Below are 12,302 nucleotides of genomic sequence, written 5' to 3'. Positions count from 1 at the left end.
TAGAGAATCAACCAAGAGGGTTCACCATGTCTGTAATTAACATGTCCGATCTGGATCTGGCAGGTAAACGCGTTCTGATCCGCTCCGATCTGAACGTTCCAGTGAAAGACGGTAAAGTGACTTCCGATGCACGTATCCGTGCCTCCCTGCCGACTATTGAAGCTGCGCTGAAACAAGGCGCCCGCGTGATGGTAACTTCCCACCTGGGTCGTCCTACCGAAGGCGAGTACAACGAAGAATTCTCCCTGCTGCCTGTTGTCAACTATCTGAAAGAACACTTGAAAAACCCGGTACGTCTGGCTAAAGACTACCTGGATGGCGTTGATGTTGCAGAAGGCGAGCTGGTCGTGCTGGAAAACGTCCGTTTCAACAAGGGCGAGAAAAAAGACGACGAAACCCTGTCCAAGAAATATGCGGCACTGTGTGACGTGTATGTGATGGACGCCTTCGGCACCGCACACCGTGCACAGGCTTCCACCCATGGCGTGGGCAAGTTCGCGCCTGTTGCCTGTGCCGGCCCGCTGCTGTCTGCAGAGCTGGAAGCGCTGGGTAAAGCGCTGGGCAACCCAGCCCGTCCGATGGTTGCCATCGTGGGTGGTTCTAAAGTTTCCACCAAACTGACCGTACTGGATTCCCTGTCCAAAATCGCCGATCAGCTGATCGTCGGTGGCGGCATCGCCAACACCTTCGTGGCGGCGCAGGGCAACAACGTGGGCCAGTCTCTGTACGAACCTGATCTGATCGACAACGCCAAGAAACTGCTGGAAACCTGCGACATTCCGGTTCCGACCGACGTGCGCGTGGCGACCGAGTTTTCTGAAACTGCGGTTGCGACAGTGAAGCAGGCGAACGAAATTCAGGACAACGAGCAAATTCTGGATATGGGCGACGTCTCAGCCGAGCGTCTGGCCGTTATCCTGAAGAACGCCAAAACCATTCTGTGGAATGGCCCGGTTGGCGTATTCGAGTTCCCTAACTTCCGTAAGGGCACCGAAATTGTCGCTCGCGCTATCGCAGACAGCGAAGCCTTCTCTATCGCAGGCGGCGGCGACACCCTGGCAGCAATCGACCTGTTCGGCATTGCTGACAAGATTTCCTACATCTCAACCGGCGGCGGCGCCTTCCTGGAATTCGTGGAAGGTAAAGCGTTACCGGCGGTCGTGATGCTGGAAGAGCGCGCTAAGCAGTAATTCAGACAACGGGAGGCGAAAGCCGCCCGTTTGTTTTATACCGCGCGGCATAATGCGGCGCGGCATGAAAAAATCGATTTACATCCATCTACGGCCGACGAAACAGGACAAAGTAACATGTCTAAAATTTTTGATTTCGTAAAACCGGGTGTCATCACTGGTGATGACGTTCAGAAAGTATTCGCAGTAGCTAAAGAGAACAACTTTGCTCTGCCAGCAGTGAACTGCGTAGGTACCGACTCCATCAACGCCGTGCTGGAAACAGCAGCGAAGGTGCGTGCTCCGGTTATCGTACAGTTCTCTAACGGCGGTGCCGCGTTTATCGCCGGTAAAGGCGTGAAGACTGACGTTCCTCAGGGTGCAGCAATTCTGGGCGCTATCTCTGGTGCACATCATGTTCACCAGATGGCTGAGCATTACGGCGTGCCGGTTATTCTGCACACCGACCACTGTGCGAAGAAACTGCTGCCATGGCTGGACGGCCTGCTGGACGCTGGCGAGAAACACTTCGCGGCTACCGGTAAGCCACTGTTCTCTTCTCACATGATCGACCTGTCTGAAGAGTCCCTGGAAGAAAACATCGAAATTTGCAGCAAATACCTGACTCGCATGGCGAAGATCGGTATGACCCTGGAAATCGAACTGGGCTGCACCGGCGGTGAAGAAGATGGCGTGGACAACAGCCATATGGACGCATCCGCTCTGTACACCCAACCGGAAGACGTGGCTTACGCGTACGAAAAACTGAACGCCATCAGCCCACGCTTCACCATCGCAGCGTCCTTCGGTAACGTGCACGGCGTATACAAGCCAGGCAACGTTAAACTGACTCCGACCATCCTGCGTGATTCTCAGGACTACGTGTCCAAGAAATTCAATCTGCCGCACAACAGCCTGAACTTCGTGTTCCACGGCGGTTCCGGTTCTACCGACGCAGAGATCAAAGAATCCGTAGGTTACGGCGTGATCAAAATGAACATCGATACCGACACCCAATGGGCAACCTGGGACGGTATCCTGCAGTACTACAAAGCGAACGAAGCTTACCTGCAGGGCCAGTTGGGCAACCCGAAAGGCGCCGACCAGCCGAACAAGAAATACTACGATCCACGCGTATGGCTGCGTTCAGCCCAGACTTCCATGATTACTCGTCTGGAACAGGCTTTCAAAGATCTGAACGCAGTAGACGTTCTGTAATCTCGGTCAGCTGTTAGCCATATTGAAAGGCTCCCTTCGGGGAGCCTTTTTTGTTGCTAGCCCAACAGACTGGCGCCGACGTTAATCGACAGCCCCAGGATCACCAGATTGAAAACAAAGGAAATCACCGATTGCAGTAGAGCGACTTTGCGCACCTCGGCCGCACCGACGGCCACGTCAGCAGTTTGCGAAGCCACCGCGATGGTGAACGAGAAATAGGCAAAGTCCCAATAGGTAGGCTCCTTAAGGTCGCCGGGAAACAACAGCGGCAGCGGATCCTGCTGTGCACCCTGACGATAAAACTGGTGGGCATAGTGCATGGTAAATGCCGTGGGCAGCAGTAACCAGGACACCACCAGCGTCGCGCCGGTCAGCGCCAGATGCAGCGTCTTCAGCGAATCGCTGACCTGTTTGGCGGTGCTCAGCTCAAACAGAATGGATAAAATGCTCACCAGACAGCCGATGCTGACCAGTGCCAGCACCATACTGGCGCTCTCATCCTGTGCCCGTGCCAGTTGGCGGATGTGCTTTGGCGTGCTGATCAGCATCAGTCGCCAGAGAAACAGCAGATAGCACCAGGCCAAAACGTTCCAGCCGAGCATCAGTCGCTGCAGCTCAGAAAGCGTGGCGGGCAGCAGCAGGTAGCACAAAATGCCCGCACCGACGGACAGCAGCAGCCTTGGCCGAACCTGCCAGTAGTGTTTGATTGACGATGGAATGTGCATAACCGATGAAGTTCCTTATCGTTATAAAGGCGATAGCGCTGTGTTCAGCATAGAAGAAGCGTGGCGGCTGTTTCGGCTATTTTTGACGCTTACGGTTGGCATGCGGTGGAAATGTTGGTTAACCTAAGGCGGTGGTTTCCGACTGACGGCTGATGTCAGTTTTTTTGCGAGTTTATCCCCTTAGGGACAAGTTAGGACGACACGAATGAAAGATCTGAATGTAGTAGATGGCATTAATGGTGCCGGTAACTGGCTGGTGCAGAACCAGGACTTATTGATTCAGTACGCGGTGAACATCGTCGCGGCGATCGTTATTTTCATCATCGGTTCGATCATTGCACGCGTAGTCAGCAATGCATTAAGCCGGGTGATGAAGCTGCGCGGTATTGACGCCACGGTTGCCGACTTCCTGTCTGCCATGGCGCGTTACGGCATTCTGGCCTTCACCTTTATCGCCGTGCTGGGGCGCGTTGGCGTTCAGACCACCTCGGTGATCGCCGTGTTGGGTGCCGCAGGTTTGGCCGTCGGCCTGGCGCTGCAGGGCTCGCTGTCCAACTTCGCTGCAGGCGTGCTGCTGGTGGCCTTCCGTCCACTGCGTGCCGGTGAATATGTCGATCTGGGCGGCGTAGCCGGTACCGTCGACCAGGTGCAGATTTTCTCCACTACGCTGCGTACCGCAGACAACAAAACCATCGTGGTGCCGAACGGCAAAATCATCGCCGGCAACATCATCAACTATTCCCGCGAGCCAAACCGCCGCGTAGACATCGTGGTTGGCGTGGCTTATAACGCCGATATCGACGTGGTGAAAAAAGTGTTGGGTGATGTGATCGCTGCCGACAAGCGCATCATGCACGCCAAAGGCGTAACCGTACGCTTGAACGAGATGGCGCCATCTTCACTGAACTTTGTCACCCGTTCCTGGACCACCAATGCGGAATACTGGAACGTATACTTCGATCTGATGGAGAACTTCAAGCGCGCGCTGGATGCCAACAATATCGGCATTCCGTTCCCGCAGATGGATGTTCATCTGTACCGCACTGAAGAAGCGGCTACCGCTAAAGCGGAATAAAGCAGAACAAGAGAAAAGGGGCCACGGCCCCTTTTTTTATTGCCGGCCGAGGCTGCATCCTGCGGATGTCGCCTCGGCTTTTTCGTTTTATCAGTTTGATAACGCGGAGTCTGGCACAGGGACGCGGCGGTTCACGCTGAGCCGGTAGAGCAGGAAAATAGCGGCAGAGCCCACCAGTACCGGCAGCGCCAGCCAGATGAAGAACATCTCCGACGTCCCTGCCGCGACAATCATCCAGGCGCCAAGCATTGAACCGACTATCGAGCCGAAGCGACCGCTCGCCATCGCCCAGCTGACTCCGGTGACGCGAGCGGCGGTAGGGTAAAGGGTAGCGGAGACCAGATTCAGGCCGTTCTGCGCACCGGCCACGCCGAAACCGATGAGGAATACGGTGACCGCCAGCGTATAGGCGTCCCCCATCAGATAACCGGTAGCGCCAATCACCAGCGCGGCACCCAGGTACGACAGGGCCAATACCCGGTAGGGGCCGACGCGGTCCATCAGCAGCGCCATAAGGATGGCACCGAGGGTTCCGCCCAGCGGCACCATCGCCCCGATGCGCGAAGCGTGGACGATATCGTACCCGGTATCCTTGAGGATGCTCGGCAGCCAACTGGTGAGCAGATAAAATACAAACAACGAGCAGAAGAATGCCACCCACAGCAGCAAAGTGCGCACTGCGCGACCTTCGATGAACAGGTGGGAGATTGGCGATCTGGCCAGCGCGGGGCGTTCATCATCGATAATTGTCACGCTGGCCCAACTTTTGCCGGTGATACGCTCGACCACCTGGCGCAGGCTATCGGCATGTTTCGGGCTGGCACTCATAAAGCGCGCTGACTCGGGCATCTGCCAGGCCAGCAACGGCAACAGCAACAATGGCGCGATGCCGCCGAGCATCAGCAAACCACGCCAGCCGAAGGCCGGAATAACCTGCCCGGCAAGGATGCCGCCCAGCGCCAGACCGGCGGTGAAACCGCTCCAACTGAGAGTGACCATGATCATCCGCCGACGTGCCGGCGAGTATTCCGAGCTCAGGGTGATGCAGGTGGGCATCGCCCCGCCCAAACCGATACCGGTGATTAAACGCAGCAGGGTCAACGACTCGATTGAGCTGGTATAGGCCGAGGCCAGAGTGCCTCCGCCAAAGATCAGTATGGAGGCGAGCAGCACGCGCTTGCGCCCTATGGCATCGGCAACCGGGCCGAAGATCAGGCTGCCGAGCAGCAGGCCGAACAATCCCGCGCCAAACGTCGGCGATAGCTGGGCAGGCAGCAGTTGCCACTCTTCGCGTAACGCCGGGGCGATATAGCCGATGATGGCAGTGTCAAAACCGTCCAGCAGGACGATCAGGAAACACAGGGTAAGGATCAGGATTTGATAGGGCGAGATTTTCGCGTTGTCGATGATCTCGCTGATACGAGCGGTGTTTTGGCTCATGGGGGTTCCACTTTAATTAGGCTTGTGTGGAGCTGGCTGGAGGGCTGTGCAGGCGTCAGGCTCTTGCTGAAACGGGCCTGAACCAAAGCCGCTGTGGCTGGCATGGTGCAGAAAGTCTGAGTATACACCAGAGCCAGCGGCTTGCAGCGATGCGCTGAGATGAGCCGTTCTGTTTCAGACAAAACGGCCAAAATACTCTGTTCTCAGAACGGGCAAGCATGGTGGGCTTTGATCTTCTCTGCGCTGACAGGATGAACGAAATGCAGTTCGCTGGCGTGCAGCATCAATCGCGGCGTCCCTTCGGTGCCTGGCAGCAGACGGCCGCCATACAGGTCACAGCCCAAAATAGGATGGCCCAACTGCTGGCAGTGGATACGCAGCTGATGGGTGCGCCCGGTCTCCGGGATTAACTGTACCCGCGTCAACGGCAGTAACGTCCCGTCTGTCAACTCGCGATAAGTGCGTTCAACGACGCGATAGCGTGAGCGAGCGGGCTTGCCGTGGAGTGAGCAAATCGACATCAGCGGGAACAGCGCCGGGTCTTTGGCAATTGCCGCATCTATCACCCCTTCGTCGTCGTTCAGGTGCCCGCAGAGCAATGCGCTGTACACCTTGGTGACGGTACGCTGACTGAACTGTTGGCAAAGGGCGGCATTGATCGCTTTATTACGCGCTATCACCATCAGCCCGGAAGTGCCGAAATCAAGGCGGTGGACCAGCGTACAGCCAGGAAATAGCTGCACCAGCCGATGATGTACCGAATCGAGGTTTTGCGGGTTTTTCCCCGAGAGGCTTAGCAGCCCGGCGGGTTTATTGATAAGCACCAGACTCTCGTCCTGATACAGCGTCTCTATCTGGTCATGGCACGGCGGGGCAATAAAGGTATCGATAATCTTAGACATCAGGCTGCCCGGCGGGAAAGTGGGAGCGGATAATAACGAATTTTTGGCCGCCAGTCAGTTGTCCCCGCCCGCCCCCTTGCCAAAGGAGGGGGAACGGCTAACCCGGCAGAGAGGTTTTCACCAGACGCCGAACGGCGCCTGGCTTCCAAAAGAATAACTGAAAGGCGTTGCCGGCTTATTGCCCGTAGTAGGCATTTTTGCCGTGTTTGCGCAGGTAATGTTTATCCAGCAGTGCCGGTTGCATGCTGTGAATGCCCGGCGTTAGCTGACGTGAGAAAATCCCCATGTAGGCAATTTCTTCCAGCACCACGGCGTTATGCACCGCGCTGTGCGCGTCCTTGCCCCAGGCGAACGGCCCGTGTGAATTGACCAATACTGCCGGAATGGCGTTCGGGTTGATGCCGCGACGGCGGAAGGTATCGATAATGACCTTGCCGGTTTCCAGCTCGTATTCATGCTCAATTTCGTCTTCGGTCATCAGGCGGGTACAGGGAATGGCACCGTAGAAGTAATCGGCGTGGGTGGTGCCCCAGGCGGGGATATCCAATCCTGCCTGCGCCCAGATGGTAGCGTGGCGCGAATGGGTATGAACGATACCGCCGATATCGGCGAATTCACGGTACAGCGCCAGATGGGTAGCGGTGTCAGAGGAGGGCTTTTTGGTGCCCTCGACGGTGTGCCCGTTGGCGAGATCGACCACCACCATGTCCTCCGCGGTCATGTGTTCATACTCCACGCCGGAAGGTTTGATCACCACCAGCCCGCGTTCGCGATCCACGGCGCTGACGTTACCCCAGGTGAAGGTCACCAGGTTATGGCGCGGCAGGTCTAGGTTGGCTTCCAGCACCTGTTGTTTAAGCTGCGGCAGCGTTAGCATGTCATACCCCCTTGTTGCATTTTCTGTTCGATCCACCGGCGGGCCTGCACAATCTCGGCCACCGGCTCTTCGGCTTTTTCGGTCCACATTTCAATCAGGAAAGCACCGCGGTAGTTAAGCTGTTTCAGGGTGCGGAATACGGCGACAAAATCGACGCAGCCTTCGCCAAACGGCACGTCGCGGAACTGTCCCGGCGAGCTATCGGTAACCGGGTAAGTGTCCTTCAAATGGATGGCGGCGATGCGGTCAATGCCCAGCGCCAACTCCTGCGCTACGTCATTGCCCCAGGCGCTCAAATTGCCGACGTCCGGATAGACCGTGAACCAGGGGGAGGCCAGGCAGGCGTCCCAGGCTTTCCATTTGCTGATGGAGTTCATAAAGGCGGTGTCCATGATCTCTACCGCCAGCATCACCTGCGATGCGGCGGCGCGCTCGACTGCCCACTGCATACCCTCGGTGAAGCGGGCAAGAGTGCTTTCGTCCTGCGGCTCGTAATAGACGTCATACCCGGCGAGCTGAATGGTGCGAATACCGACGTCCTTCGCCAGTTGAATCGCCTGTTCCATCATCTCGAAGGCACGCTGACGCAGCGCATCGTCATGGCTGCCGAAGGGAAAGCGGCGATGACCGGACAGGCACATCGACGGGATGCTGATGCCGGTTTCCAGCATGGCGCTGACCAACGACAACCGCTGCTCCTTGCTCCAGCTCAGGCGTGCCAGCCGTTCGTCGCTTTCATCCACCGACATTTCGACAAAATCAAAACCGCAGGCCTTGGCGAGCGCCAGCCGCTCGGGCCAGGTCAGGTGCTTCGGCAAGGCTTTTTCATAAATTCCCAAGGGGTGCTGACGCATATCAACTTCTCCAGATGTCATCAATGGCCGAGCGGAACTGACCGGCAGCGGCCAGCGGATCGGCAGCCTCCGCCAGCGCTCTGCCGACGATAAAAGCGGTCACGGCGATGTCTTTAAACAGCGGCAAATCGGTCGGCGTGATTCCGCCGGTCACCGACAATTCAATGCCCAGATCAGACAAGGCCTTCATCAGATCCAAATCTTGATGGCTCCAGGTTTGCCCGCTGGCCTGCGCGTCGCGGCCACGGTGGTATATCGCCTGGCGGATACCGAGGTCGCGCCACTGTTGGGCATCCTCCAACGTCCAACGGCCGAACAGCTCAATCTGAATCTCGCCCTGGTGTCGTTGCGCCACTTCCAGCGCACTGGCCATGGTGGCCAACGGGGCGGCGCAAATGACGGTCATCCAGTTGGCTCCGTGGCCGAAGGCCTGTTGCGCCAACGTGCCACCGGCATCGGCCACTTTCAGGTCGGCCACCAGCGTATGTTGCGGGCAGCGCTCGCGCAGTGCGCTCACCGCCTGAATACCTGCGCTGATGCATAAGATGGTGCCGGCCTCGATGATGTCGACGTGGGGCCGCAGGCGTTCTGCCGTCTGCAGAGCGGCATCTAACCGGGTGTGATCGAGCGCCAGCTGCAGGCGCGGTTTATTGCTCATAAAGCCTCCTTACTGTGCGGATTGCAGCGTTTGCAGCGCGGCAATCAGCGCCTGATAACGTTGGTGTTTTTTGCCGTAGGCCGCGCTTGCTGAAGCATCCGGCAACACCCGCTCAATACGTGGCGCCAGCTCGCGTTGGGCAGCGGTGAAGTCGCTGAATGCGCCGCTGCCGACCATCGCCGCCATCGCGGCGCCCAGGCAGCCGGTTTCTTCCACCTGCGGCAGTTCGACCGGCAGGCCGCTGACGTCGGCAAACATCTGCATCCAGGGCACTGACTTGGCTGGGCCACCGGTGACGCGCAGCGCGGTGGCCTCAGGGAAACGTTGCCGCATGCGGTTGAGATGGGTCATATGGCAGAACACCACGCCCTCGTAAATCGCCTGTACCAGGTGCTCGCGCTGGTGGAAAGCCTGCAGGCCGTAGAAGCTGGCGCTCAGGCCCAGCCCGGCGTTGGAGCCATACAGGAAGGGCGCGAACAGCAGGCTGCTGTCGGCCTTGGGCAACGCCGCTACCCAGTCATTGAGTTGGGCGTAGTCTTGCAGGTCCCATTGTCGGCAGAACCACTCCAGGTTGGCGGCGGAGGTGGGGCTGGCTTCATGCACGATGTATTTGCCGGCTTCGGCATGACGACCATAAACAAAGGGATGATCGAACCCTGCGGTAATGCGGTCGGTGATGCCGCTGGTGACCGACCAGGTACCCATCACCGCATTGAGTCGGGTTTCGTCCTGCAGCCCGGCGCACAGGGCGGTAGACACCACGTCAAACAGCCCGCCAACCACCGGCGTTCCCGGCAGCAGCCCGGTGGCCGCGGCAGCGGTAGCGTTGACGCGACCGGTGATTTCAGCGGAACCGACGATCGGTGGCAGCGCGGGCATGATGTCGCCAATCCCCAGCAACTGCGCCAGCGCCGGGTCATAGCGGCCGTCGGCCATCTGATAAAGATTGGATTCGGAGATATTGGTCTCTTCGCAGGCCAGCTCGCCGGTCAGGCAGTGGCGCAGATAATCGTGCGCCATCAAAACGCTGCCAATTTGGCGATAGCGTTCCGGCTGGTGTTGCCTGACCCAGCGCAGCAATGACACCGGATGGCCGGTCCACAGCGTTTGTCGGGTCTGCGGGTAGAGCGCCTGCGGCACGCCCTGTTTTTGCCACTCCTGCACCAGTGTCAATGCGCGCTGATCGGAAGACAGCATGGCGTTGCCCAGTGGCAGGCCGCGTTTATCCAATAAAAACGCGCCCTTGCCCTGTGCCGAGATGCCGATTGCCTGAATATCGCCGGCGGCAATCTCGTTGCGGGCCAAGACTTCCCGGATCACCTCGGCGGCGGTGCTCCACAGCGCGTGCATATCCCGCTCCGCCCAGCCGGGCTGTGGCGCGATAATCTCAAGATTGCGGCGGGCAATATCCAGCTCGCTACCTCGGCGGTCATACAGTCCGGCCTTGATAAAGGTGCCGCCGCAGTCCAACCCCAACCAATATTCCATTATTCGGCCCCCGCTTTCTGGTCGCATTTATTCGGCAACATCAGTGCCAGTACCGAAGCGATGGCCAGCGATACAGCCAGGCTGTAAACGCCGACATCCTTGCTGAACAGGCTGATCAAGACGCCGACCATGTACGGGCCGCAGAAGCCGCCCAGGTTGCCCAGTGCGTTGATCACCCCGCGTGCCCCGCCGGCCACTTCGGCGTTAAACAGTTTGGGAGGAATGGTCCAAAACACCCCGGCGGCGGCCTGGATAAAGACGCCGCAGCCGACCAGCGCTGCGTAAGACCACCAGATGTGATCTTTTAACAGCACTGACAGCGCCATACAGATGGCGAAGCAGGCCAGCGGCAATGCGACGAATACTTTGCGTTTACCGGTACGATCGGACAGGGTGGAGATGATCAGCATGCCGAAGATGGCGCCGATATAGGGCAGGATGGCCAGCATGCCGACCTGCTCCATGTTGCCGTTGGTCAGCCCCTTGAGGATGGTCGGCAGCCACAGGGTGTAGCCGTAGATCCCGGTTTGATAGAAGAAGTTCACCATGATCAACTGCCACATGATCTTGTCGCGCAGCACCCGGCGCAGCGAGGCGTTACGCACCGTCTTGCCTTTGATCAGCAGCTGTTCGTCATGCAACGTTTTGATCAGGTAGTCTTTTTCAGCCTGTGAAATCCACTTGGCTTCCTGCGGGCGGTTGCTGATGGTGAAATACCACAGCACCATCACCACCAGCGACAGCGCGCCTTCCACCAGGAACAGCATGCGCCAGTCCCAGGCGGTGATGATCCAGCCGGACAGCGGCGCGGTGAGAATACCGGCAATGGGCACGAACATAATCACGATGGCGTTGGCGCGCCCGCGCTCCTTGTCCGGGAACCAGTTGCTGATCATGGTCAGCACCACCGGCAGCATGCCGCCCTCGGAGACGCCCAGTGCGAAACGCAGGAATAACAGCTGATATTGATTGCTGACCAGCCCGGTCAGTACCGAGATCACCGCCCAGGCCAGCAGTGACCAGCCGATGAATTTCTTGCCGTTGCCGTACACCGCCAGCTTGCCACCCGGCACTTGCAAAAACAGATAGCCGATAAAGAAGATGCCGCCGGCCAGGCCGGCCATGGAAGCGGTGATGCCGAGTTCATCGTCCATGCCGCCGGGCATGGCGAAGGCAATATTCACCCGGTCCATGTAGGAGATGATGCAGGTAATAAGAATAGGCGGCACTATTCTCAACCAGCGTAATTTGGGAATGACCTGGCTGCGGCTAACGGAAACAGAGGCTGTATTCATCTATACACCTTTCGCTATTTTGTAGGGTCGGGCTTTATTGTTTTGGTTTGCGTTGGGCACAAGGGCGCCCGCACCGGCCTGAGGACCGGTGTTTTTTGCAGGTTTTCGTTTGCTGCTAATTAAGCGCTAAATAATGCCAGCGGTATTTTCACCACCACTTTGCGAATATCGCCGGGTTGTTGGTTAATACAGGCCGGGCGATGCACATCCTGCGGGAAAAATACCGCAAAATTTCCGGGCCGCAGGGTTAACCAGGATTCATCGGCGACGTCCTGATAAAAAAGAATGTCGCGCTGCGCCAGCAAATCCTGGTGGATCGGGTTATTACCGCGATCTGCCGCCACACCGATCAATTCGGTGCCGCTGACCAGAAACTGCACGTCGACGTTTTCCCGGTGTACCTCCGGTCGCAGATCGCTCGGCTGGTGGGTCTGCAGATCCAGCACCTGTACCACGTAGCCGGTGGCAGGATCCTGATACCGACCGGCGGGCAGGGCGCTGAAATCGGTGCTTTGCAGATAGGCGATGGCTTTGGCCACCGGCGCTGGGTACTGCTCCGGCGAAGTATGGGCAATATGGCCGAATATCATGGTGACTCTCC

General features: G+C 58.0%; 12 protein-coding genes. 3 read left to right on the top strand and 9 right to left on the bottom strand.

Annotated elements, in window-relative coordinates:
• The first annotated feature begins 26 nt into the window (after positions 1-26).
• Both pgk and fbaA read left to right on the top strand, forming a co-directional pair.
• Positions 27-1,190 carry a phosphoglycerate kinase gene (pgk, locus tag M495_RS20165; RefSeq protein ID WP_020828523.1) on the top strand — a complete coding sequence of 388 codons (1,164 nt, stop codon included), beginning with the start codon at positions 27-29 and terminating at the stop codon, positions 1,188-1,190.
• Positions 1,191-1,307: 117 nt separating this feature from the next.
• Complete coding sequence (fbaA, locus tag M495_RS20160) at positions 1,308-2,387, top strand: class II fructose-bisphosphate aldolase (RefSeq protein WP_020828522.1); 1,080 nt, start codon at positions 1,308-1,310, stop codon at positions 2,385-2,387.
• A gap of 56 nt (positions 2,388-2,443) precedes the next feature.
• Here fbaA and M495_RS20155 read toward each other — a convergent pair whose 3' ends face one another.
• On the bottom strand, positions 2,444-3,112 hold the full coding sequence (locus tag M495_RS20155) for a DUF1345 domain-containing protein (RefSeq protein ID WP_020828521.1): 669 nt from the start codon (positions 3,110-3,112) through the stop codon (positions 2,444-2,446).
• A 205-nt stretch (positions 3,113-3,317) separates the two neighbouring features.
• Between M495_RS20155 and mscS the strand changes: the two genes are divergently transcribed.
• Complete coding sequence (gene mscS, locus M495_RS20150; protein WP_020828520.1) at positions 3,318-4,187, top strand: small-conductance mechanosensitive channel MscS; 870 nt, start codon at positions 3,318-3,320, stop codon at positions 4,185-4,187.
• Positions 4,188-4,277: 90 nt separating this feature from the next.
• Here mscS and M495_RS20145 read toward each other — a convergent pair whose 3' ends face one another.
• The 8 genes from M495_RS20145 to M495_RS20110 all read right to left on the bottom strand — a co-directional run bounded on the left by M495_RS20145 (position 4,278) and on the right by M495_RS20110 (position 12,291).
• Positions 4,278-5,627: an MFS transporter gene (locus M495_RS20145; protein ID WP_020828519.1), complete on the bottom strand. Its 1,350-nt coding sequence runs from the start codon at positions 5,625-5,627 to the stop codon at positions 4,278-4,280.
• Between the two features lie 203 nt (positions 5,628-5,830).
• Positions 5,831-6,529, bottom strand: a complete 699-nt coding sequence (locus tag M495_RS20140) for an RluA family pseudouridine synthase (RefSeq protein WP_020828518.1) — start codon at positions 6,527-6,529, stop codon at positions 5,831-5,833.
• A 175-nt stretch (positions 6,530-6,704) separates the two neighbouring features.
• Positions 6,705-7,406: an L-ribulose-5-phosphate 4-epimerase gene (gene araD, locus M495_RS20135; RefSeq protein ID WP_020828517.1), complete on the bottom strand. Its 702-nt coding sequence runs from the start codon at positions 7,404-7,406 to the stop codon at positions 6,705-6,707.
• On the bottom strand, positions 7,400-8,260 hold the full coding sequence (locus M495_RS20130) for an L-ribulose-5-phosphate 3-epimerase (protein WP_020828516.1): 861 nt from the start codon (positions 8,258-8,260) through the stop codon (positions 7,400-7,402). Before M495_RS20130 ends, araD begins: the two co-directional genes overlap by 7 nt.
• A gap of 1 nt (position 8,261) precedes the next feature.
• Positions 8,262-8,918: a 3-keto-L-gulonate-6-phosphate decarboxylase UlaD gene (gene ulaD / locus M495_RS20125; RefSeq protein WP_020828515.1), complete on the bottom strand. Its 657-nt coding sequence runs from the start codon at positions 8,916-8,918 to the stop codon at positions 8,262-8,264.
• Between the two features lie 9 nt (positions 8,919-8,927).
• Positions 8,928-10,406: an FGGY-family carbohydrate kinase gene (locus tag M495_RS20120; protein ID WP_020828514.1), complete on the bottom strand. Its 1,479-nt coding sequence runs from the start codon at positions 10,404-10,406 to the stop codon at positions 8,928-8,930.
• Positions 10,406-11,701, bottom strand: a complete 1,296-nt coding sequence (locus M495_RS20115; protein WP_041414931.1) for an MFS transporter — start codon at positions 11,699-11,701, stop codon at positions 10,406-10,408. Before M495_RS20115 ends, M495_RS20120 begins: the two co-directional genes overlap by 1 nt.
• A 119-nt stretch (positions 11,702-11,820) precedes the next feature.
• Positions 11,821-12,291, bottom strand: coding sequence for a YhcH/YjgK/YiaL family protein (locus M495_RS20110; protein ID WP_020828512.1), 471 nt, complete (start codon positions 12,289-12,291; stop codon positions 11,821-11,823).
• Between the last annotated feature and the right edge of the window lie 11 nt (positions 12,292-12,302).

The organism is Serratia liquefaciens ATCC 27592 (genome assembly GCF_000422085.1).
GTDB lineage: Bacteria > Pseudomonadota > Gammaproteobacteria > Enterobacterales > Enterobacteriaceae > Serratia > Serratia liquefaciens.
The sequence above is the reverse complement of the archived record's forward strand: the minus strand, read 5'-3'. Positions and strand labels throughout refer to the sequence as shown.

Coding starts and splice junctions, on each gene's coding strand:
- mscS (WP_020828520.1), top strand. CDS start 3,318: ATGAAAGATCTGAATGTAGTAGATGGCATTAATGGTGCCGGTAACTGG.
- M495_RS20120 (WP_020828514.1), bottom strand. CDS start 10,406: ATGGAATATTGGTTGGGGTTGGACTGCGGCGGCACCTTTATCAAGGCC.
- fbaA (WP_020828522.1), top strand. CDS start 1,308: ATGTCTAAAATTTTTGATTTCGTAAAACCGGGTGTCATCACTGGTGAT.
- M495_RS20140 (WP_020828518.1), bottom strand. CDS start 6,529: ATGTCTAAGATTATCGATACCTTTATTGCCCCGCCGTGCCATGACCAG.
- M495_RS20130 (WP_020828516.1), bottom strand. CDS start 8,260: ATGCGTCAGCACCCCTTGGGAATTTATGAAAAAGCCTTGCCGAAGCAC.
- M495_RS20145 (WP_020828519.1), bottom strand. CDS start 5,627: ATGAGCCAAAACACCGCTCGTATCAGCGAGATCATCGACAACGCGAAA.
- M495_RS20155 (WP_020828521.1), bottom strand. CDS start 3,112: ATGCACATTCCATCGTCAATCAAACACTACTGGCAGGTTCGGCCAAGG.
- ulaD (WP_020828515.1), bottom strand. CDS start 8,918: ATGAGCAATAAACCGCGCCTGCAGCTGGCGCTCGATCACACCCGGTTA.
- M495_RS20110 (WP_020828512.1), bottom strand. CDS start 12,291: ATGATATTCGGCCATATTGCCCATACTTCGCCGGAGCAGTACCCAGCG.
- araD (WP_020828517.1), bottom strand. CDS start 7,406: ATGCTAACGCTGCCGCAGCTTAAACAACAGGTGCTGGAAGCCAACCTA.
- pgk (WP_020828523.1), top strand. CDS start 27: ATGTCTGTAATTAACATGTCCGATCTGGATCTGGCAGGTAAACGCGTT.
- M495_RS20115 (WP_041414931.1), bottom strand. CDS start 11,701: ATGAATACAGCCTCTGTTTCCGTTAGCCGCAGCCAGGTCATTCCCAAA.